The following is a 24,174-nucleotide window of genomic DNA, read 5'->3' on the forward strand; positions in this document are numbered from 1 at the left end:
GAATCCAATAGAGCGTTTTATGCATGAAGCAACCTTGAAGGTTATAACCTTCGCAAATAAAAAATATTTTTTACTCAGTTTTGTTGTGTTGATTAACTTTTGTCATGCCTATTGACTGAAGACATCCTCAAAGAACGATGTTTCGTTATCCACACTGGTCTGTCAACAATCCGAACTTTTTTATATTCGTACAACAAATTGACTTACAAAGATCACTCATCTTTTTATGTATTGAGTAAGAAACCTTCATACCGTAGGATTTTTTTCATCTCCAATCTGTTTTCTATCGGATCAATCAAAATTATTGACGTACACGTTACAGGCAAAGGGAATCTGCGCAAAAGTAAAAAAAGAAAAGACTTTTAAAGGCCTCTTATAGGTCGTTTCAAAAGCCAAGCAAAGCCTGCCTACAACATTAGAGAACTAAATGTATGAGAATGCCAGCTTGCACTTTTATGAAACATAAAAAGGGGGATACTTTATAAATTTTACACACTTCATGGGCGCCTTTCCCATTTACAAAACAGCGACGCGAAATAAGTTTCTCGCACTTGTTATTTGCCTTAAACGAAAAGCGCAACGCGTTCTCCTGAAACTTCTACCCACGCCCCTAAAACACGTCAAAGAGACATCCATGGCTTATATGATCACAGCTTAAATGACAGGATTCGTACAAAATTAAAGATATTCAATTGGTATAGCGTCACAGAGCAATGAAGCGTTTTTAGCTTTTCACCAAAATTTGCATACTTTGTAACTTTCCGTGTAACACCTTAAAAGTAATTACGTGTTTTACCTTTTTCACGTTCATGTTCATTGAGAAAACAATCCCGTAAGAGAAAATAATTTCCATCCCCCGGTCGTACCATCGTCAAACATTGTTTTTTTGCAGTATCAGAAAACTTATCCCACATTTCACGAATAGCAAAATAGGCTTCACTTTCCAAATTAAGACAATGCTGATAAACTTCTCTTTTCATATCAGGCATCACGGAAGCAGAAATTTCCTTGCAATACACGCGCATATCAAAGACAGGAATAGCCAATTCAACAGGTGCTTGTTGTGTTATTTTTTTATCAGAAGAAAAATAACCAACCGCCTTTACGATAACAAAACCCAAAATCACGATACAAAAAAGTATCATACAAACAATAGCAATCTTGCGATATAATTTTTTGAAATAAGCCTTTTGTCTTGCGCGGATTCTATTTTCCATAAAGACTATACCCTTTAAACATCCCAAGAGAAGCTTTTTACAGCAAAAAACAACAGAAGTATCTTTTTATACAATACAGGGGATAACAGCAAACGATCAATAGTCTTAAAGACTCTTTTTTTCTCTGCACTCTTAATATTTTTTACTGTTTTTTTAGCGTATAAAATTCTTGTGAAAAACCTTTCACCTTTATGCAAAACAGAGATTATAATTTTCTCCCACCCGCTTAAAAGACAAAGATTGTTCATCCATCCCAATCTGTAAACAATTCGTCTTCGTATAAGACACATCCCATTGATGTATAAAGAATACTCATTATTGTGCATGTTGATTATTGTGCATGTTGAATGAGAAATCTGAATATCGTAAGATTCTCTCATTTCCAAACCTGCCTCCTGTTGCATCAGTGGAAACCACTTGTTTGCACGTTACAAGCAAAGCAAGCATGTAAACCCCAAAACTGTACAAGAAAAACATGTCTCTAACCGTCTCAAGTTATAAGAGCTTGTCGCAACATGATGAGTTGGAAAAGTGTATAATGCCCTTTTAAAACGTAAAGAGAAAGAGATATCTACACTTCATGGAAAATCCTTATACCATTCAGAGAGCCCCTCGCGAAAGAAGCTTGAAAGTAGAATGGCTCTTTTAGAGCTTGTCAAAAACATTGAAAGATGAACAAATATATTGAGAGCATTCAATTTTGCGAAAGAAACATGGTCCCCAAAAGACACGCGAAAAACAAAAGTGTAAAACATAATCTTCATTATTTAAAAGAGATGAATCATTTTGAAAGTTATAAAGCAAAAAGGTGCAGACAAGACATATAATTATACGCCTTTACATTCTCAATGAGACTGTCTTTCCATTTTAGAAATGACTCCAAACAGAAAAATCCCACCGAACAAAAGCCAAAGTCACGTGTAGAGTTTTAACCTTCTAAATCCGTAAGGCACTCTCTGTTCTTCTTTGTCCCAAACACACTGTGGTGTTGAGATTTGATATTGATTGACAAGCAATAGAAAAAGCCATGTGTTCTCTTCAAAAAACAATAAGGTTTACAAAACATAAATAGCTTAAAAAGATTTACCGGATTTTTATCAAATACGCTATAAAAACAACAATCATCACACAATTGGTAATAACACATAGTAACACAATTGGCTTTGCTGATCTCCATCTTCACACCAATCTCTTATCTCTAAATCTCCTTACTTGTGAATCTCTTATGCCTCTCCCTGTATTCATCCTCCCTGTATCCAATCTTTTGTGTTCAATCCCCTTGAGTCCTATGCATAAAGATTAAAGGAAAGAAGACGTGATAGAGTCTCACAAGCCTTGTATCATCAAAAGCGAAAACATTCTGAAATAAATATACCTACTGTCTCATCATGTTTTTTCTGCTGCCGATAAAAATCCTCTTAAGCTTCCCGAATTGCATATCACAAGTTATGCAACAAAAAGGCAATATACAACAAGCAGAGTTTGATATATGGTTCGCATGGAGAGCGGTTCTAAGTTGCATGATGAGCACGTAGAATCTACTTCTCTTTTCTTTGGCTTTACCCCTTATAAAATATCGATCAACGATAGATCAAAAGGCGTTATGAACAAAATCTCCTTCAAAAGTTCATGACATGACGAAAAAATCTCATTTACGTGACACTCTACAGAAAAAACTTTCCCTCATATTCAACACACAAACACGCATGTATAAAATCTTACAAGCCCCCCTCAAAAGACCGTCGCGACAACGGGATAATATTAATGTAAAATTCCCCACAAAAATTTCCACGCAAGGGATTTCCCCATAAAGGAAAACAATAGATTTTCCGCTCGACATCAACAAACACGATTAAAAACACCACGTGATTAAAACCCATTGGCATTTTGTGACATGCTGGAATTTATGAAAATCCCCCCTTGATCGTATACCCCATTTTACACTTTTCCCCATGTCACTCTCAATCAAAAAGAAACAAAGATCCCTTATTTTTCAGCAGTCCCTTCACGACAACCAACGTAAAGAAATAAAAAATAAACATCTGTATTTTTACTTTTAATTCTCTCTATTGGGGAAAAAACACAAGAATTGAGAGATTTCCTTGTAAAAGGACACCATAAAATACAATGATAAGAACAATAGAAAAAGTATTTAAAACCATCCCAATAACAAAGATATAGCGCTCCATTTGTGATACAATAAAAAAAGCCGCACCATTTAATGGTGCGGCTTATGAATAGAGATATAATTAAAATAAAGTACAAAAGAAATCAATAACAAGTACTTATACACAAAATGTATATTCTCGCAAGATTTTTAATTATATTTATAACACTTATCCAAAGATAAGTATAAAAAATGAGCGCTGAAAACACTGTTTATAAGAGCATTCGTTTGACTAAAAAGTTTTTTATCTCTCTGTTAGCTTTAACTGTATGAAAAATAATGACTTTTTATGGAAATGTGTCGTTTGTAGTAAAGCATACCTTGAAAACAAAATGTATTTAATAAATCAAACGCTTTGTTGATTTCTCTTAAAATGATCCACGCGTAAACATCCTATTTAAGCACAAAGAATTGATTTTATAAGGATTGTTCGTTTTTTTTATATATTTAATGAGAGACCCCGAATAACGTAAGATTCTCTCATTTTCAAACCTGTTTATTTTGAATCAACCAAAACCATTCGTTTGCACGTCATAAGCAGGGAGGGCCATATGGATAAAAACTGTACAAGAAAGGACTAAAAATGGCTCTTATAAACTGTCTTAATGCAAGGGCTGTTGCAACCTTGTACACCATTGTATGATAGGAAAACAAGGGTAACGCAAGCCTGCTCCAACCACACACCCTTTCTCTTCCTTATAAGAAAAAACACAACGATACGCATTTTTTTCTTATCGGTATTTTTCTACTTTGATCCTTTTGGAAATTAAAAAATTCTTTTTATAGGACTTTTAACAAATTAAATTTATGACAAATTGATATTTTTCTCCTTAAAAAAGAGATAAAAACGGCAAATTTTTATAGATTTAAAACCATGGCGTGTTCTATTCACAAGATTTTTCAAATTGTTGCAAGAACTTTTTTCTTTTGCAAACTCTTCTTTTGCCATGCGTTTCTACTTGAGTAAGGCTTCTTTCTCTGTAAACTCCAAAACCTTAGTATATCTATGTGCCCTCATCATCCGCCTTCAACTTTTCAAAAACATCACGATAAACTTTCCGGCAACAATGCTTCTCTTTTTCAAGATGCACTCTCTATCAATTTTTGACATCTTTAAAAACATCTCACCCCCAGAACAATTCCCCCCAGCGAAAATATAAATAAGGTTTATCTTATCTATAGGTTCAACACACGCATACCGTTACGTTTCCTTTTTTCTATTTTTATTTTTAAACAAAGAAGAAACACCTCTAGAAGACTCAACCTTAATGTTTTGATGAGCACTTCTGTATATTTCTGGCATTTTCATTGATGTAAATTGAGAAACAACACTGCTCTTTTCCACAGATGATTCTATATCAATAGCTGCTGCTGCATTCACCTTAATGTCGGTTATTCCACCGCTCACAATAGTGTTCATATTGCTTTGATCATCTTTTTTGGCATTTTGTTTCTGTTTGCCATTGGCAAGATCAAGCATATTTAATTTTTTTTCTAAAGCATCCATGCGCTTTGAAATTTTTGTCATATCTTCATATGTTTTTTTCAACAATGCATTTAAAGGAGCATGTCCCATTCTTCCGCTGGCATAAAGCACCACACGAATACATTCCGGATCATCAATATCAGCAATAGAAAATGGAAAAAGTGCCATTATATCCCCCTTTTTGAACAGCTCCATAGAGCCATTTGAATATCGTTTTCCTTTGCACAGCTCTTTCATTCCGCAGACAACCGTAGGAAACTGTAGGAAACTGTAGGAAACTGTAGGAAACTGTAGGAAACTGTAGGAAACTGTAGGAAACTGTAGGAAACTGTAGGAAACTGTAGGAAACTGTAGGAAACTGTAGGAAACTGTAGGAAACTGTAGGAAACTGTAGGAAACTGTAGGAAACTGTAGGAAACTGTAGGAAACTGTAGGAAACTGTAGGAAACTGTAGGAAACTGTAGGAAACTGTAGGAAACTGTATTCAAGGCTTTTGAAAAAATTGCCTCATTGAAATTTTTTTCAAGATATTTTTTTAAATTATATTCTGTTTTTTCACCTAAAATGGTGATTTTACCCCCTGAAACCCTAAAAAATGCATAATGACATTGCATGCTTTGTCGGCTTCTCCCAACAAGACAAAGCAAACTTCACCGATCTTTAACCCCCCACCCACTTTTAAACAATGCCCATCGATAAACAATAGTCTGCAAACAATCCGGCTTCTTAGTCTAGCAAATTCCACTGAAAGATTCCCCCTTCAAATGCTCGATATCACCACAGCGCAAAGGAGGAGATTTCATAAGGCTCTACAAACAAACCTATTTACCCCACACATTAAAAAGCATCCCCTGCATGAAGTTTTAACCGCCCCTCAAAAAATGATATTTTACGACACAACGGGATCAATGATTATCTTACAGATTTTCTTGTCTCACGCTCATCCGGTTTCAAGAAATTGCCTGACAAATACAAAATGTCATTTGCCAAAGAATAGCTCGAGGACGCAACCACGCATTTCAACACATCACCAACCTGCTCTGACAAACAGAGCACCCACTTTGAAAAAAAGAGAGACAGCCCCGTTCCCCACCATTTCAACTCTTTAAAGATATTAAACATATTCGTTGTCTGCCTTCCCAACATCTCAAAGGACGAAGATTTTACCCCCCTCAACAGTTTGTAAACAATCCAACAGCTCTGACAAGGATTTTATCTGCTAATCATTGATGTGTTGCACTTGCCATAAAACTCTATGAACTCTAAGCCCTACGAGCAAATCCTGCACTGAAGATTTGCTCATATCTTTAATACGCAATGGATCAACAAACTATCTGACGAGATATCATCACCCTCAATGACAGTATTTTAATGATCTTCTTTTACGGCCTATAAGGCATAAGAGAAGAAATTTATCCTTAAGCTTTTTTCATCGCCCCTTGGAGCTCTAAACCCATCACCCTAAACAATGCATCACGCACCAACAAGAGAAAGGAGAGATTGGATAAAGTCTTTGACTTCTCAGCAACAAATTCTATGAATAAAGGAAGATTTTCTTCTTTCTTTTACTCTCCTCTTCTCAATGATCACTGCCTCAATTATCTAAAGAGCAAGAGGCAAACGTGATCTTTAAAGCTGCATAAAAAGTAACATCATAAAGAGGATTCATTTTTTTCAAGAGCGCCTCTAGGTTTTCTACACAATATATTCAATAAGACTTTTTTTCATAACAAACATTTTGTAACCATTTTTATCTTTCTCTCACACAGCTTTCATTCTCAAGTTTTGACAGCATAAACCACTGCCATATTGACGGGGCGTGTTTCATCCCCCCCTGTTTTTTGCAACAAGACCTTATGTTCATGCTCTCCCGCAGGCTCTGTCAAAGTATCTGTCTTATACACTACAGCTACATATCCTTTATAATCTTCGCGTTTGTACCTTAGAATATCGTTTTTAATCGTTGGATAACTATGCTGGTGTTTCCCTGTCGAATCTGTTTTTCCTTCATGGGTATGAGATTTAAAAGACTCTTCTTGTCGACTTCCCAAGAGGCGTCCTTTATCAATTTCTTTTCCACTATCGAGCCCCCGTAAAAACATCCCCCGCAAATCGGGAACATTAAATGTTGTTTTCCCATCTCCTTTTCCCCATGTTTCCCCCAGAACAGCAAAAAGATTGGCATAGTTTTTTCGTGAATATTCTTTACCATCACACAGCAACCATCCGGATGGTATTTTTTCACTCGCAAAAGTTCCAATAAACCCAGGTGAAAAAGATTCAGGCAAAGGAGGAAAGGGCGGAATTTCTGGAAGTTTTATGGTAGGATTGGTTAAAAACCAGCCATCAGCATTTTTCCCAGCAATATCACGCGTATAGACGATCTCATAAAGCGCCCCCTTTTGTATTTCTCCCCCTTTTAAAGGCACAATCCCCTCGGGCGTTGCCATATAAGTTGGTTTTGGGGGCAACTGATTTAAAGAAACATTTGTTATTCCGCTATTGACGCCTTGTGCTTTAAAGCGCACAACAATGCCATCTATATAAGTCTCAAAAAAAGACTTTGTCGCCAAACGAAGGGATGTTTTCTTGTTCTCCCTATCAACCGTAAACTGTGTTTCAATCCCACCCCCGTTATCCAACAAATATTCCTTGATGCGTTGCATCATAGCGCGCGCACTATCATTGACTGAACTTGGCGGTTGCCCTTCAGCCCAGTTTATACTCTCATCAACATAAGCATTTTCTGATGCGATGATTGACCAATCATAAATCGAACTCATAGAAGACACTCTTTTTGCAAAAAGGAAAGGCGAGCAAAGAGGGAAGAAAAGAAAGCCGCAATTTTATTTTTAGAAGCCGGAATTTTCTTCATTCTCATTTTTTCCATTCTCAAACCTATTTTATCATAATCCACATGGAGTAATTTTGTTTTTGCATTGATAAAAACAGCTTCAGGCTTCACACGCAACACGTCTTGCGCCAGAACACCTTGATAACGTTGTGGATTTCCCTTATAATTAAAGGTGTAAAGAGGATATCCTTTTTTCTTACCCATAGGGATAATATTTTCTTTTGCTCTCACATCACAAAGCCCTAGAATTCCGCCGACCAATCCCAGCACTTGCTGCGCATCCCGCAATGGATCTTTTGTTACAGAAGGTATTATTGTAGATTTTCCTGAAGTTGTCCCGTAATTTCCCGCAGCCTGTGTTCCTACCTGTAACAAACGTCCCAATCGGTTCCAATCTTGATTATCTTTTTCTGACCATTTTTGACGCTCAGCATCTAAAATATTTTGACGGTTGATATCTTGAATCATCCCCCCTTTCAGAGCATTTCCTTGCACATTACTCTGTCCTTGATAATATGCATTTGCCGCATTAACCTGATCATGTTGAGAGCGATCAATCATCTGGTTTGCGTTCATCATATTATGAATATCTTGATTATATTGCTGTGCTGTAGCATTTGTTGCCAAAGCGCCTAACTCATCGGCAAGCACGCCGGTATGCGCCCCCGAACCATAGCGTCCTGCCCCAGACATCGATTGATTAATCGCATCAGAAGTTTTATTCAGAGCATTTTGCAATGCAGCATTAAACTTACTATTGCTTCCAATCCAATTTCCCTTCGCCATACTGGAAAGATTTGCAGCACTGTTGGTTGGTGCATTTAACCACTGGGTTACCCCAGGATTATCATAAAGCCCTGCGGCTTGTTGTAAACCGGACAGCGCATTTTTTGTCATATCGCTAAGACCAGCAACGCGCTCTCCCTGATAAACGTTTCCGCCAATTCCTTTCTTATAAAGCCCCTGTGCATCTGCACTGGCTTGTTTAAGAATATCCGCCGCCCAAGCGGGTGGTGCATTTGTTTGTGTTGTCGTCTGCACTTGAGGTGTTTTTTTTCTACTCATGGCCCCAGAACCTTTCTATATTGAATAAGATTACGAGAATATCCGTGATGAGCGAGCCTTTTCGCCCATCCAATTCTTCCAAACATGTGTATTTCTTCAGCGTTGATTTTTCGCGCCCATTTTTCGACCTCATCAATCAATTTGACCAGTTCCAGTCCTCCCTCTCCAGCAAGATCTGAGAGAACGACGCATTTTTTCCCCGTATGAGCACTTTCAACTTTGGTTATTGCAAAAGCACTAAATTGGATTTTATTTTTTAAGACCAGCCACAATTGGGCTTGTCCTGTTGCGATTTCTTCAGCAATTTTTTCCAGACAAACATCATCAGGAAAGCGTTGAGCATATTTTTTAAATGCCCCATTAAGTGCCTCTTGATAAGGTGCTATTTTTTCCCATGGCCATTGCTCTGTTAAATGAGCAGAATACAAATCTTGACGATCTTGCATCATGGTTTTAGTTCTCTTCACTTTTTCACGCATCCCCTTTAAGAACATCCCCCCTGGCAGACTTCACCCATTCCATGCTTACCGCCCACCTTTCAAAAAGAAGAAACCGAAAAGCCCCCATCATCTCCCCCCGGCCCCCTTGTCAAAAGGAAGAGAAAACTTTTTATAGAAAAAAAACATGATGCAAACTATTTTTCCATATCATAAGAAAGCATTTGAGGATAAGGACAAGGCTATCGCAGGTATTCTCTGGTTATCACGACTTGGCTTATCGCATAGTTCTTTTATTATAAGGGCACGGCTTATCGCATAGTTCTTTTAATTATTATGGCTTGGCTATCGCACAGTTCTTTTAATTATTATGGCATGCTTATCGCATGCCGGCAGGCATCAACTCCACATCAAATCCCGTGACATGAGACCAATTCATCCCCTCAGGAATGCGCAATTTAAAGCGATAAAACCGTGCCCTTGCGCGACAATGAATTTGTCCTGTATTATGAGAAGGCTGTTTTTCTGGTAACCAAACCGTTTCTTCTTCAAGAGATTGTCGAAAGCGCATTCCCACAGACAAATAAAACTTTCCACTATTGACTTGAGGCATAATATTTTTCACCCGTGTTATCATGCCATTTGTCTGCCCCATTTCTTGTGATGTCACCACACAAGCCATAGGAGAACCAGAAAATGACCCCAGTCTACCCTTTTGATCAAAGGCTCCCAGAATAGGCGATTCATTTTTCCAAGCTTTACTATCGAGAGAAAAGGACAAATCATCAATATTTTTAGCGACAAAATCGAGACCTTCTAGAGTTGTTCCAGATAAGAAAATGGGTAAAATCACTTTGATATCCACGAGAGCTTTTGTCCATTTTTGCAATCCCCAATCATAAATGAGCAAGATACGTTTATGGAGGCTCTCATCGCTATCGACCATCCAATAAACACGATTATACACGCCATCAATCGCCGCAGACATGGTATACAGATTACTCTGTCTTGATTTTGCAGTCATGGTTCGATCCACTTTTTCAAAGCCAATGGGTATAATCTGTCCGTCATTGGTTATTTGATAAAAACCGCCCTCATCAGCAAAAAATGCCAAATCTCCGCGACAAACAATCGATTCAGCATTTTTTGCGCCTCGTTTATCGTGGATTTTTTGGAAACTAAAAATAATCTTAGAGCCAGGAATAAAAGAACCAGCATAGATTGCAGAACGCATAAAGATAATTGGATTTGTTGTCTCCGTCGCCCCTTGCACGAAACCGCCATCAGGAAAATCTTGATAATCACAGCTTTTTTTTCCCACGGTCCAAAATTCTGCATCATTAAGTCCAGACCAATGCACCCGTCTTGGATGTTCGGTTAATTTCATCAAACAGACGAAATCTCCCCAGACGCGAACGATCCCCGCTTGTGGTGGATTTCCCCCCAAGTTTCTAAATGTTTTATCATGAATAATATCGATCACTTGTGGTTTATCATTGGCATTCACCGCAATAATAAAATCACCAAACAAAGCAAAAGACCACGGGGCATCGATATTCGCCAGATAAGCCTTTCCTTTTTGGCTAATATCTTTCCACTTCATTGTTGTGTTATCCAGCAAGAAGATTTTTTCTCTTGTCCCAACAATAATAGAAACCCCATTTTTTGTTTTAACCGCAAGAGCGCCTAAAATGGGCTCCAGACATGGCTCTGACAAAGGTTCAAAACTTGGCATAGGGATATAAGAACCATCCGCCGGGAGCACATTGACAAGTTCATCGGTAAAAATTCCATTGATATCCGCCACATCGGGTCGATAATCAGCGATTGGAAAAAAAGCCATCAAGCCCCCCTAAAATGTTTCAAGCACCCAGTGCCAAAACACCAAGGCTTGCTCATTGAAACCAAAAAAAGCCCTTAAAATTCTAAGAGCACAAAATTCTATAAATATACAACCCAAAGTTGACACGCGCCTCGAGAAAAATAAGACCACACGATCATGGCAAGCCCACAGCTCTCACCAGCTACCCAATCACAATCAACCACCCACACTCTTTAAATGCCAGCCTCAACCTCAAGTATTGAAAAAAAGCCTTCAAGCCCCCCAGAAGATGCCCCCATAAGATATCTGAAAAGCGCAGTGTTATTCAAAACACCAAAGCTGATTGATGAGAAACACACCCCTAGAACAAAACTTTAAAGGCATAAAATCCCATCAATATACAACCCAAAGTTGACACGCGCCTCGAGAAAAATAAGACCACACGATCATGGCAAGCCCACAGCTCTCACCAGCTACCCAATCACAATCAACCACCCACACTCTTTAAATGCCAGCCTCAACCTCAAGTATTGAAAAAAAAGCCTTAAAACTCTCTATAAAATTTTTGAAGAGTCCAGCATAATCAAGGGACAAAGGCTTGCTCATTGAAACCACAAAAGCCTTTAAAACGAGAGCATGCCCCATAATACACAACCCAAAATTGAAAAACTCAAAAATATCAACATCCACTGCCCCCAGAAGCGGCTCCTCGCTTAAAACCCGCCCCTCAATGCCAATCTGGTTCTCAGCACCAATCGAGATACCAACACGAATTCAGTCTCCAAAGCTCATCGAGGCATAAGCACTGCTCTAATTTTCAACGCCAATCTGAAGATAAGGGATTAGAAAAAAACTTTTAAAAATTCATTGGACGAATTTTTAAGGAACCTTTTCGACGAGATGTTTCAATACGCAAAGCTTGAAGCTGTTCTTGAAAATCTCTAAAAGAAACGGCAGCATATTCAGGATCTTTAAGGATATTTTTATAAAGTTCATATTTTGCCCGTGCTTTAATGAGATCAAAAGCATAAATCAACCAGGGATTATTGTCCTCTTTCAACTGTTCATTGCTAACATAAACAGGAGTATACGAAAGTTGTACATCTTCGACACTTTCTGGTGTTGGAAAGAGTCCTATTTTTTGATCAAGGGTGGTATAAAAGAATGGCGTTCCTAACTCAGGATGCCTACCATATTGTTGATGCAACACTTCAACGGGTTTAAAGAACAACTTTGTTGGTGTTGCATTCTTTGTTACTAAAAAGACATCCTCCAAACCCTTTTCTGATTCAATAAAAACGCCTTCTTCTCGTCCATACCATGTTTTTTCACTTTGTGTTTTGAAGGTGCTTTTTCTCCTTTCATTAAAGAAAAAGGGTTCGCGTTCACACAAGCGCAAAGCTGTAACAATAGAATCTTGGATTTGCAGAGAATATTCAGCTGTTGTATCGTCAATTTCATCTTGAATCAGCGCGACCATAGAGGCAAAAGTTTGCGAGCGGTTTGAATGTGTAAGATCGCGCTTGTTAGGATCACTGGATAAAGCGGTCATAAGCCTGTCCTTTTTCTGGAAGTATTTTAAATTTTCCCCCAACAAGAAGAATCTGTTGGGGGAAGTGAGCAAGCATTCGCTTTAAGCAGGCGCTCCATAAGTTGGGATAACGATTGTGCCGAAATCCTGAACCCCTTGCGAACTTCCTGGCAAGGTAAAGCAGGTTTTTTTCATTCCAATAATGGTTTTTGCCGCGACCCCGAATTCTCTTTCATAATCGAAGAGTTCTTCGACCAATTTATAGCGTGTTGCGCCTCGATCTTTCCCAAAAGCGATTACAGCACTTTGCGCCCCAAGCAGCACCGCACGACGCACATTGGGGACAGCTTTATTTGCCGTTCCAGACTCGACCCCTTCGGTAATATGTTCAGCTTCGCGTAAAACGACACCATTATACATTCCCAAAGATCCATCATAGAGCGGATTTTTGATACGGCTTCCGCTATAGATTGCCTTAGTAATGTCGAGCCATTGTCCCGCATCTGTATTGGTTCGCAATTGCGTCACTTGGGTTGGATGAAGATAAAGCACATAGACATTTTCCCCATCGATCCGCACGGGTCTAATTTTAGGATTTGCCAATTTAGCTCGTTCAACAGCTTTATCAACCAGATCAAGATCAAAAGTATCATTTTCTTTTAAATCTTCATCTTTTGTTTTTCCATTAGGGCGCAAAACGCGTTTATTGGTTGGAGCCGTTGGGGCATTAAACCCATAATGAACGGGTTTAAGAGTAATTGTGCGTCCCTCAAAGTTAATGGTTTTTGCGGTATATCCGCAAACTTGAATGAAGAACATCATACTGAGACGATCCGCATACCAATCAACCAACCCATTTTTTGCTTCTGTGCGCAAATCGTGGAGAATGCGTTGTTGATCAATGGTGCCCTCATTTTTGACACGCACCGCATGAACGAGTTCATTAATTGCCAAGCGATCATTGAGAAACTGTAAAGCTTCTTCATTTCCTTCCAATGTCTGCCCTTCACTCACCCCATCACCGAGCAACTGGACACGCAAATTAAAGCTAATGGCATCCCCACTTGCTTTCGTGGTTTCATCCTTTAATTGTACGATACTGTTTGAATCATTTCCAATCAACGGTGCAATTGGGATTGCTTTTGAGACTTCTTGATTTAAAAGTTTAGACCATGTGCGCACTGCCATTGGGTCATTGAGTCCGATATAAGTTACAGTCATTTTATCCTCGAAAAGTTTATTGACATAAAAAAAACCCGGCAAAGCGCCGAGCGCTCAAAACACCACATTTCATTTCAGATGGTGAATAGGTTGTTCTCGTGTGTTTTGTTTCTGTTAGCCTCTCGCCTCCCACTCTCCCCCTAAGTAAGAGCTCTCCTCAGCACATCTGTGCTTTGAGAAATCCCCTCTCTTCCCCGCGCCACCCACACTCTCTTATGTTTCCGCAAAAGACACCCCACGCATTTCATGCACCCAAAACCTCTCACGTATCCGCAAAAGACACCCCACGCATTTCATGCACCAGAACCCCTCTCACATGTCCCGCAAAAGACACCCCACGCATTTCATGCACCCAAAACCCCTCACGTTTCCGCAAAAGACACCCCACGCATTTCATGCACCAGAACCCCTCTCACATGTCCCGCAAAAGACACCCCACGCATTTCATGCACCAGAACCTCTCTCACATGTCCCGCAAAAGACACCCCACGCATTTCATGCACCAGAACCCCTCTCACATGTCTCGCAAAAGACACCCCGCGCATTTCATGCACCAGAACCCCTCTCACATGTCTCGCAAAAGACACCCCGCGCATTTCATGCACCAGAACCCCTCTCACATGTCCCGCAAAAGACACCCCACGCATTTCATGCACCCAAAACCTCTCACGTATCCGCAAAAGACACCCCACGCATTTCATGCACCAGAACCCCTCTCACATGTCCCGCAAAAGACACCCCACGCATTTCATGCACCCAAAACCCCTCACGTTTCCGCAAAAGACACCTGCTACATTCTTGTTTTTAAAATTCTCTGCCACCCATTAAACGATTAAAAGCCGCTTTATTCTTAGGATCAGCAACCCAAGTGCTAAATTCCGCTTCTGACATTTTATCCAGCATATCCAAAGAAATTGGTCCATTTGGCATCAAGCCGTTATAAGCAGCCAGTGTCCGGGCAGAATTTTGTCTTTCTTGTAAATTTTCCCCCATGGTATTGGGAACATTTGTATAGCCAATTTTTTGTGCAATCGTGTAAATCACTTCAGCCGGATTTTGATTTTTTTGCGCACAATCGCGCAAGATCTGCTTCAATTCATCACCAATCCTTGCGTCAATATTTTGGGGATCGGCCAGCTCAGGATAGAGCGAAGCAAAAGCTGCCAACTGTTTCGCGCGCGTTTCATAAATAAAATCGGCTGCTTGATCAAAATCATAGTGCTTTTGTTTAACGCTTGCAACCGACTGCTGATAGAACGCCTGCAACTGTTCTGCTTCGCGAACAGGGGAAAGTTGTTGTTTTTCATGTAAAAGCTCTTGTTTTTGCAGTGTTTTTCCCAACCATTGCATATAGCCCATAAAGTCCTTTTGCGGATCTGGCGGCGCATTTTCTTCCCCCTGCACCTCTTTTCCGCCTTCTTGAGAAGATGGCTGTTGTTGAAATCTTTGTCCTTGAAAATTTTCTTCCAAAGTTTTTGCTTCTCTTCCAATTTCACCCTCTTCTCCCTCTTGTGTTGAGGTAAGAAAGTCTTGTTTCAAATGGTTTTGTTCTTCTGGGGTTAAATGTTCTTGATCCATGACGTTAGCCTTTTCTTTTTTTAAACAATAAAATTAAATTTTTCAGATAAAACAGTTTGTGCGCATTGAGCCCCAATGCCCTTCCATCACTTGGGCTCCAGCATATCGACACCATGCTCCCTCTCACATGACGGCAAAACACCATCTCTTCTCTGCTTCTCCCCCAACAACACAGCCCTACAAAAGTGAACTATGGAAATCGACAAGCTCTTTCTGCTCCCATCATTCCCCACCATGTTCCCCTGCCATGACACCAAAACACCGTCTCTTCTCTGCTTCTGCCCCAAAACAGACTGTCCAACAAAACAGCTCTTCTGAACCAAAGAGAGACGACATTGCACAACATAAGCAACACTGTGCTATGGAAATTATAGAGATAATCACCCGCCCATTGATAAAGATCATCCAAGATCGCCCATCACAAAGCCCCCTATTCATAAAGCCCCTTATTGTTGGGCATTGACTGTCTGCAACATCTGCATGATCTGCTCTGCTCCTCCATGCATCCCCATCGGTGCTGCAGCATTTTGCTCTTCTTGAAGAGCGTTTTGCGCCTTTAGCGCAATTTTATGAATAAGGGAGGCGGGTAAAGGCGAATAGCGTAAGAGATCGAGCATAATCTCTGGTGTTGCAAAATTTTGCATCAAAGGAAGCAATTGCATGATCAATGCAAAAGTACGCTCTTTTTCATTCAGACTCGTTGGAGCATCATCCACGACAATATCATATTCCAAACTTGTCACCATTTCGCGTGTCAAAGGAACATACTGTGCATTTTCATCCCCAGCAATACGAACCAACCGCCCATCGGACAGATAATTTTGAATAAGATAAAGAATAATTTTCCCTTGTCGTTGTCGATATCGACGCAAACCATCAAAAAAGGAAGCCAACAGATTAAGGGATGATTGTCGCCGTTGTTGTTCAAGAATACCAGGCTGATTAACAGCGCGCGTCCCAATAAATTCAGAAGACAACCCCGTCACTTGCTCGAGAGCGCTTTTTGCTTCATTAAACAATTGGAAAAAACCTTGCGGAAATTGTGCCACGGGCTTAGGCTGGATTCTTCCACCAGACACAGCTCCACTTTTCAACCAAGTAATGCTATCGGCTCTAGCCCAACTCTCGACAGCTTGTCGATCATCATCAAAAGCATCACGTTCTGCCATAATCCCGCCTTTTGATTGGCTATTGAGCAAATGCATCACTTGACTAAAATATTTGTTTGCCCACCGTTGTGGATCTTTTGTAGGGCGCACAAGCCCGTAAAATTGCCGGCTTAACTTATCAAAAGTACCGGTAATACATTCCCATCCCAATTGCCCCGCGGGGACCAAAGGCTTATCGGGTGCGTCAAGCAACTTTCTGCCTAAAAATGCCCGTTTGACAATTTTTCTCATCAACCGTGTTGCTTGAATATTCGGAAAGGCTTTACTTAAATTTTGGAAATCCTGCTCTGAATAATCAATAAACTTTCCACTTTGCGGCTCAAGCACTTTATAAACCACCTCACGTTCAAACCAGCGACATTCTGCCAATGTCACCATTTTAGGGCGTTGATAGCTTGTTCCCTCTTCTCTCCCTGCTTGATATTCCCCCTCTCTTTGATAAGGTTGTGTCCCATTGTTGGTTGGGTGTAAAAAACTCTGATGTTTCACCCAATCGGCATGAAGATCGCTCCAATGAACATGGGGAAACATTTGTTGAGCCACTTCTAAAGGCTTTTCATCAATATACCATAAGCGTTGTGCATCAATGAGATTAGACTTAACAGCACTCGCATCCCAGACCATTTTCATAGGGTCAAGTCGCGCAATAATGGGTTTTCCTTGCGGATCTTCTTCATAATCAAGGCGGGTATCTGTCCAGCCCATTCCACAAATAATCGCATCTTGAAAAGCATCGGAATCTTCATATTCCCCATCAGCTTCATCGCGAAACCATTCGGCTGCCCCTGTTAGAATCTGGTTTGCAAAGGCTGCCCCTTCTTGTCGTGGAATAAATTGGACTTGTCTTTTATTATTGCGCTCAGCCCCAATAACGGCATTAATCAAAGGCGCAATACGATTAAAAGTCATGACCGGTCTGTTTTGTTCGTTCAAGACAGCCAAGTCTTGCTCATTCCATTGCCGCCCATTATAAAAATCATAGTCTTCTTGGGCATTTTTTCGCCATTTTTCCACATGCGCAATATCATCCTGATACCAGCCTACGAGTTTTTTAAAGAGTGCTTGATGTTCAAGCGTCTCGATTTGATCAAAAGAAGAAAAAGAAGAATCTGTAAGTATATTCATTAAAAAGCCATCCATGAAGTTTGAGAATGGTGAGAAGAGCGATAGGTATTTTTTTTAGGGCGGACATGGGGCTGTTCATAAGCCACACACATCAGACCAAAGGCATCGGCCCCGTGGCTTGCCCAATCATGTTCAGCGCCAAGACCGATATTACGCTGTTCATCACGCTTTTCATGATACCAAGCGAGTGCTTTTCTCCCCGCACCTGTTGTGTCACGATTAAACCATAGAGCAGGAAACAAACGCCTTACGGCTTCGATACGCATTTTCACAGCGCCCGTTCCCTGATTAGGAATGATTTTGGTTTGAAAACCAGCTTGTTGCAGGGCACTTTCAAAACTGACATTATAGACACGATCTTTTGTCGCGCCATCATGGGGCAAGACCATGAGAGCCTTTTCATATCCCCTTTGAAAGACCCACCCCACATGCTCAGAAAGCGGTTGCCCTTGGGCTTCATAATAATCGAGCACGCGAATTTCCCGCCCCACAAATTGCGCGACCCACAAGGCAGTAGCATCGGCCTTTGCTCCCGTTCCCCCGATATCCCAAAAGATTCTCACCTGCATCAAAGGATCACGTGGAACGGTGGTAATGCGCCCTTCCATTTCGGCTTCGAGCAGACATTTCTGATAATAAGCGCCTTGCACAGCTTGGAGATATCCCCCTTCCCAAATATGGTTATACTGCTCTGGTCTTTGCTGCAAATCGCTCAATCGATCTCGATTAAGTTTTTCGGGAAATTTGGGATTATCGCGCCAATTAATTTCCACGCCTTTGATATTGGGATTATCGACATTTCGAAAACGTTTTTCCACGGGGGCATTTTCATGATATGGGTTCCAAGTGACCCATAATTCTGCATTCCAATCGTCTCCCTCTTCGCGCAAAGTTGGAATAAGCGTTTGCCAAGCCGTCTCGGTTACCGGCTCTGCCTCATCAACCCAGCAAAGGAACACCCGTCCCATAGACTTAATACTCGCAATATTTCGATCAAGCCCCGCAAACACATAGGCGATGCGTCCATCTTTTGATTTAATATATTTATCGCCGATTTCATAATAATCTTGCAGAAAAGGGTAAGCTTCAATTGCGCGTTTAATTTCTTCCAAAGAACTCTCATTGAGAGAATTTTGAAACTGTCGCGCACAAAGAATAATACCGCGTTCTCCTGCCATTCCATGGCGATATCCCACCACAGCTGACATCAAAGCAAAAGACCGTGTTTTTCCAGAGCCCCGTCCTCCCCAAGCCGCCCGCACATCGGCTTGTCCCGTAAAGACAGGAATAAGCTTTGGGATAAGAGCCACTTGAGCCGTTTTCTGCCCGATTTTTTGAGAAATTTTCTGAACAATTGTCATGATCAATTTTAATTACTTTAGAAACAATTGGGTGTCACATTTTTGATGATGCCAAGTTTAATTATCTTAATGAAATTTAACGAAAAAAGCTCGTCTCAAAAGCACTGCTTTATCTTCTCTTCCTCCTGATACTCAATGCATTCCCCTTTTTTGCATGAGATCCCACTTGACAGATCACCTTACCCCCGCCATACACCCCAACCCCTCAAGCCCCCCAAGGCACAAAGCCCTGCCCCCTTGAAACACCGCACCCCTGTCCCCCACAAAAGCACGGTATCCGCCCCCATTTCACCACGTTCACACAAAAGCCCTTAAAAGCACACCATCTTCCAATCTCATGCCCCGCACCGCTTCATCCCCAAGCCTTACACTTGATCTATGCCTCAAAGATCCCACCAAAGCACACCATCTTAAATTTCACGCTCCTCATCCATCAAAACGGTATCTCGTACCACCACCCCCAGATACCCAAATATCCAAAGCCCCCGCTTTAAGTATCACGAACACCTACAAGCACGATATCTTCTGCTTCAAACGCCCTCACACATCATCCCCCAAAGCAGCTCCCCCTGCCAAGATGACATCTCCGATCATCCACTTCCACGCAACATTTTCCAAGCATCACAAGCTTGAATTTCCGCAGGCTCAAGCTTCAAAATCCTGCTTCTCCGATTGGAGCCCCTTTGACTTCACGGATACAATCTCGATCCGCGAAATTGTTTTGACCTCTCCGCCCCTTCAATAACGAGAAAAGACAAACCTTCACAAGAAATTCAAAACGGCAGAGTGCATCAAGCGCTCTCCCCCGCGCCTTTCAAGCATCACAACCATGTCCCCTTACGTACCAAGCCCAGATCTCTTGCCAAAATCTCTTGAAAGGTTCATCCACTTCGATACACGCCCTCACACATCATCCCCCCAAAGCAGCGCCCAAGAGGACATCCCCCATCATCCACTTCCACGCAACATTTTCCACTATCACAAACCTCAGTTTTCCGCAGGCTCACGCTTCAAAATCCCGCTTCTCCGGTTCGGTATTTTTAGGCTTCACGGGTACGATCTCGATCCGCGAAATTGTTTTGACCTCTCCCCCTGCTTCTCCCGTCACTTGAAGAGGCAAAACTTTTGCCAGCAGTGAAAAAAAAGGCACGGGATTATTCAGCGCATGATATTGAAGATAAGATACCAACCCATCCTCCCCATACTGAGATCCAGCCTGTTCAGCGGCTGTAAGTAAGGCTTCATTAAATCGCTTTGTTGCTTTATTCAAAGCCCCTTTTTTCCGCCCTTTTCGACGTAAGGGAAGACAATTTTTCTCAGCCATCATCATGTTCCTTCCAATAAAGAAAAACCAATTCCATGCCATGAAAAAATGTCATGAAAATCAGCAACGAACCTTCAAAAGCACTCAACAATGAAAAAAGTAAAAACACACCCCCAACAAGCCAAAATCTGCCATAATGTTGAAACCTTCACCCCCAAACCTCTCATCCCATTCCATGCCCTCACAAAAGGGCAACAAACACGACCAGAAGCCCACACAACGTGTAAATTCTCCAGCTCCTTGAATTTCCTCTTCATTTTTTACAGATTCACATTTTTACGCTTTACCATCTTTACAGAGAATAGCCCAACGAAAGGCTCAAACAGCCAGCCCGCACTGCACTATAAACACAAATCTGTAAACCACATGACTTTTCTAGCAGAATTTTCTTCTAACCACTTCATATGGTTATCACCACCCCTCAGAAGACAATATTTCATGGCAACTTAAGAGCGAGAGCTATTTTCTCTCCACTTTTTGCCTTTTTACACTCTCCGCCCCCTATTTTCTCGCGACATTTCCTAGCACAACAAAAGCCCCCACAACGCATAAATTCTCCGCTTCATCTTACGGACCCACGTTTTTACGCTTTTGCATCTTTACAGAAGGCGCCAAACGAAACTCAAAAACCGCCATCCCTACGCCGCCTGTAAACAACAGTCTATAAAAATCCAGCTTCGCTTAAAGCAGATGCGGCTTGCTAATTATTTTATATGGTCATCCCCCCTCAAAGAAGAGTGTTCCCCATCCTGCAAATCCTGCCCTAAAATATCCACCCCCCACTTTCATAGGCAAGCCCTTACATTTACATTACCCAACGAACACCACACCCAAAAAAGCAGTGTTTTATGGCTTGCTAGGATAAACTTGCGAAAGCAAAAATTTTTACCGTATAAAAATCCTTTTCTCAAAAAATCTGAAATCTTTGCTAATGGAATCCAAAAAGTTTTTAATTTATCTCGTACAGGTCATCGTGTTTTGATAATTGTTTTAGAGGAGTGTCAATCTAATAAGACAGAAAATAAAAATAATAATAGTATTACTCTAATTTGGTTTGATGGAGGCGTTAATGAAAAAAACACGATATGGTCGACAGAACTTTTCACAATGGTTTAAGAGAGCTCATACAAAAAGGAATTTTAAAACCAAAATTACCTAATCAATATTGGATCAATCCAATCCTATTCTTCAAAGGAAATAAAATTACTTTTATGAAAGAATATCATATAGATCTCGAAGATTTTACAAAAATATGACTTGTATCATTTATCGTATTGTATATATTACGAGACATCTTGATTTAAGCGCGTGAGGGGAAAATAATGTCAAAATTACAAATAGGCAAAAGCGCATTGTTTTTTTTGCTTTTATGGCTTCGTGGTCCTGTAATAGTTATACTAAGCACTCTATCAGTTACATCTTTTATAACATTAGTTGGACTTCCTATTGCAATACATTTTACAGCAGTAAGTCGGTCAATATCATCATTAATATACCCCATGTTTTTGTTGTTTATTGTCAGTTTTGGCTCTTTCCTTCTCATTTTTTGTTATGAAACATTGATACGCTTTTTAAGGTAAACTGTTTACACATTCCCCATTAACAATGCTCATAAAAAACAAAAGCGCGCGATAATTAATCTGTACACCAATACAATAAACCATCTCATACCTTAGGATGATGATATTAACACATATAAATTTAAAGAGGGATAAAAATGAAAAAAACCATTTTATTATGCATGGTTATGTTAGCTGTAGGATTTAGTATTACCGGTTGTGGTAAAACTGAAGAGGAAAAGCGTAGAGCCCAACAAGAGGAACAAGCTAAAAAGTTTTTTGATGAAGAACTAACTTCTACAGATCGTGATCATGGATTTTAAAAAATACCCTACGATATAAGATGTGAATTTTGACTTCCCCCCTCACCTCAAAGGACGCAGACTTCATCCAGCGCCGTTCTTGTGCACGGTCCAGCTTATTCTAGAGAAGAAGCTGCCTGTTGACTTCAGTTCACGCCCCTCAAAGAGCAGTGTTTGACGGCATGATGGGATAAATAAAACACTCCGCAAACGGAAGTTTCACAATCACTTGTTGAAATATCCTCTATAGAGGTATACCGTGTCAGGAAACCGCTATTAATGGAGAATTTATGAGCACGCTCCCCTCTTAATCCTGTTACCCCGAACCTACAGTTGATATACGTATCAAACATCGAGCATTCTACCGCTTTTTACAAATTCATCTTCAAAAAAGAGCCTATTTTCCTCTCGCCACGCTATGTTGCATTTACTTCTTCGGGTGATGCCCTCTTTGCTCTCTGGTCTGGAGGCGATACGCCTGAGGAAAATGTGCCTCGTTTTTCAGAAATCGGCATTATGTTGCCTCACGGAGAGGACGTAGATAAACTCTATGCAGAATGGCAAGAACAAACCACCGTTGAGATAAATGTCTTGAAAGAACCCTATACGGACGTATTTGGACGAACCTTCCTCATCAAAGATCCCGACGGTCATCTTATTCGTGTTTGTCCACTGGATTAAAAAACTTTAAGACCTGATCTTTAATCGCCTGAATTTTGAGTTTCACCCCTCTCACCTTAAAGGACGAAGACTTCATCCAGCGCCATTTTTTTGAACAATCCGGCTTCTTCTAAAGAAGAAACCGCTTGTTTACTTCGAGATCTTCACCCCTCAAAGCAGAGTGTTTTATCAAGCTTGTCCATCCAGCCCTAAAATATTTTTTCTCTCGTCATCCCTCTTCATCTAAGCCCCCTGCACCATAAACAGACTCCTTGCACCCCAATCCTCTCTCTATTCCACGCCATAACAAAAAGCCCAAATAACGCATCAATTCTCCGCTTTCTTTTACAGATCCACGTTTTTACGCTTTTGCATCTTTACAGAAAAATTCTCCAAACCAACACCCCACACCACTTTAGTCAACACTGATCTATTAACAATCGGGCTTCTTATGTAGCAAAATATCCCCTACGGACTTCAGATCATCACCCTTCAAACGGATAGTCCTTCATAAAACACACCTTGGCTTACCCTGAATATTCCTGCTCTCTTCACTCTCCTCGAAAGGCATTCTTTTACAATAGAACCGCCTAGCCAAATATTTTAATTTTTCTTGCCAATCTTCTGAAACTACTTTATTGATGAGTTTGTGTTTTTGATCGTCTACGCAGCGATCAATAGGGAGTTGAAGCCCGAAAACTCAAACGTTAATTTACCCCACTTTGTGGGTATCCCGGAGTTCCGGGAGATTTTGCTACGTCCAAGTTCTCTCTAGCACTAAAAGCAAAATGCTGATTTGAGTTCAGTGCTTTCAACCTCCCGGAATACTCATGCGAGGGCGCTCGCAACCGGAGGGGAGCTTGAGGTGCAAACCAAAAATTCACATTTTAACGATATTTCTATTGGTAACGCCCGCATATTGCCAACTTTATTCCCATCCTCTTGACACTTGAGAAGTTTTTAACCTTCCTGCCCATAAAGAACAAAAAAATACTGATCTTTAAATATTTAAACAACCGTCTATAAAAAAATCTGCCTTCCCTTAAAGCAAACTCCCTCTATTGACTTCAAATCACCACACCTCAAAACAACACTCTTTTATGAGTGTGCAGCATAGGCAAATGCTTTAATTTTTCTTGCCAATCTTTTGAAATTACTTTATTGATTAACGCGTGTTTTTGATCGTCCACGCAACGGTCAAATAGGGAGTTGAAAACCCGAACGCTCAGTACATAAATTGATCCCACTATGTGGGTATCCCGGGATTCCGGGAGTTTTTGCTATGTCCAGGTGCTT

17 protein-coding genes and 1 pseudogene are annotated in these 24,174 nt (G+C 40.6%); 3 read left to right on the forward strand and 15 right to left on the reverse strand.

What is annotated here, in order from left to right; genetic code table 11:
• Positions 1-773: 773 nt before the first annotated feature.
• The 15 genes from BTR_RS09170 to BTR_RS09255 form a co-directional block, all read right to left on the reverse strand.
• Positions 774-1,217 carry a hypothetical protein gene (locus BTR_RS09170; RefSeq protein ID WP_012232267.1) on the reverse strand — a complete coding sequence of 148 codons (444 nt, stop codon included), beginning with the start codon at positions 1,215-1,217 and terminating at the stop codon, positions 774-776.
• 3,368 nt (positions 1,218-4,585) lie between these two features.
• Complete coding sequence (locus BTR_RS09180) at positions 4,586-5,038, reverse strand: hypothetical protein (protein WP_012232268.1); 453 nt, start codon at positions 5,036-5,038, stop codon at positions 4,586-4,588.
• Positions 5,039-5,103: 65 nt separating this feature from the next.
• Positions 5,104-5,484: a hypothetical protein gene (locus tag BTR_RS12725; RefSeq protein ID WP_145972902.1), complete on the reverse strand. Its 381-nt coding sequence runs from the start codon at positions 5,482-5,484 to the stop codon at positions 5,104-5,106.
• A 1,164-nt stretch (positions 5,485-6,648) separates the two neighbouring features.
• The gene (locus BTR_RS09195; RefSeq protein WP_012232270.1) at positions 6,649-7,653 is read right to left on the reverse strand and encodes a phage tail protein; all 1,005 of its coding nucleotides are present in this window, start codon (positions 7,651-7,653) and stop codon (positions 6,649-6,651) included.
• A complete protein-coding gene (locus BTR_RS09200) occupies positions 7,650-8,789 on the reverse strand; it encodes a tail fiber domain-containing protein (RefSeq protein WP_012232271.1) in 1,140 nt (379 codons plus the stop codon). Before BTR_RS09200 ends, BTR_RS09195 begins: the two co-directional genes overlap by 4 nt.
• Positions 8,786-9,268, reverse strand: coding sequence for a hypothetical protein (locus BTR_RS09205; RefSeq protein ID WP_171815230.1), 483 nt, complete (start codon positions 9,266-9,268; stop codon positions 8,786-8,788). Before BTR_RS09205 ends, BTR_RS09200 begins: the two co-directional genes overlap by 4 nt.
• A gap of 337 nt (positions 9,269-9,605) precedes the next feature.
• Entirely contained in the window at positions 9,606-11,069 is a 1,464-nt protein-coding gene (locus tag BTR_RS09210; RefSeq protein WP_012232273.1) for a hypothetical protein, read from the reverse strand.
• A gap of 835 nt (positions 11,070-11,904) precedes the next feature.
• A complete protein-coding gene (locus BTR_RS09220; protein ID WP_012232274.1) occupies positions 11,905-12,600 on the reverse strand; it encodes a phage adaptor protein in 696 nt (231 codons plus the stop codon).
• A gap of 81 nt (positions 12,601-12,681) precedes the next feature.
• Positions 12,682-13,800, reverse strand: a complete 1,119-nt coding sequence (locus tag BTR_RS09225) for a N4-gp56 family major capsid protein (RefSeq protein WP_012232275.1) — start codon at positions 13,798-13,800, stop codon at positions 12,682-12,684.
• 362 nt (positions 13,801-14,162) lie between these two features.
• Entirely contained in the window at positions 14,163-14,456 is a 294-nt protein-coding gene (locus BTR_RS11975; RefSeq protein WP_049776858.1) for a DEAD/DEAH box helicase family protein, read from the reverse strand.
• A 148-nt stretch (positions 14,457-14,604) separates the two neighbouring features.
• Positions 14,605-15,378 carry a hypothetical protein gene (locus BTR_RS09235; RefSeq protein WP_012232276.1) on the reverse strand — a complete coding sequence of 258 codons (774 nt, stop codon included), beginning with the start codon at positions 15,376-15,378 and terminating at the stop codon, positions 14,605-14,607.
• Positions 15,379-15,600: 222 nt separating this feature from the next.
• On the reverse strand, positions 15,601-15,816 hold the full coding sequence (locus tag BTR_RS09240) for a hypothetical protein (protein ID WP_038473978.1): 216 nt from the start codon (positions 15,814-15,816) through the stop codon (positions 15,601-15,603).
• An 8-nt stretch (positions 15,817-15,824) separates the two neighbouring features.
• On the reverse strand, positions 15,825-17,687 hold the full coding sequence (locus tag BTR_RS09245) for a portal protein (RefSeq protein WP_012232277.1): 1,863 nt from the start codon (positions 17,685-17,687) through the stop codon (positions 15,825-15,827).
• Complete coding sequence (locus tag BTR_RS09250) at positions 17,672-19,033, reverse strand: PBSX family phage terminase large subunit (RefSeq protein ID WP_012232278.1); 1,362 nt, start codon at positions 19,031-19,033, stop codon at positions 17,672-17,674. The genes BTR_RS09245 and BTR_RS09250 overlap by 16 nt, the downstream gene beginning before the upstream one ends.
• Positions 19,034-20,036: 1,003 nt before the next feature.
• A complete protein-coding gene (locus tag BTR_RS09255) occupies positions 20,037-20,357 on the reverse strand; it encodes a hypothetical protein (RefSeq protein WP_038473981.1) in 321 nt (106 codons plus the stop codon).
• A gap of 861 nt (positions 20,358-21,218) precedes the next feature.
• Here BTR_RS09255 and BTR_RS13860 point away from each other — a divergent pair.
• The 3 genes and pseudogenes from BTR_RS13860 to BTR_RS09270 all read left to right on the forward strand — a co-directional run bounded on the left by BTR_RS13860 (position 21,219) and on the right by BTR_RS09270 (position 22,899).
• A pseudogene (locus tag BTR_RS13860) lies at positions 21,219-21,613 on the forward strand (hypothetical protein).
• Positions 21,614-22,074: 461 nt separating this feature from the next.
• Positions 22,075-22,239, forward strand: coding sequence for a hypothetical protein (locus tag BTR_RS13180; RefSeq protein WP_169309791.1), 165 nt, complete (start codon positions 22,075-22,077; stop codon positions 22,237-22,239).
• A 312-nt stretch (positions 22,240-22,551) separates the two neighbouring features.
• Positions 22,552-22,899 (forward strand): VOC family protein, encoded by a 348-nt coding sequence (locus BTR_RS09270; RefSeq protein WP_012232280.1) that lies wholly within the window; start codon positions 22,552-22,554, stop codon positions 22,897-22,899.
• Positions 22,900-24,174 lie beyond the last annotated feature (1,275 nt).

The sequence above is a fragment of the Bartonella tribocorum CIP 105476 genome (genome assembly GCF_000196435.1).
GTDB lineage: Bacteria > Pseudomonadota > Alphaproteobacteria > Rhizobiales > Rhizobiaceae > Bartonella > Bartonella tribocorum.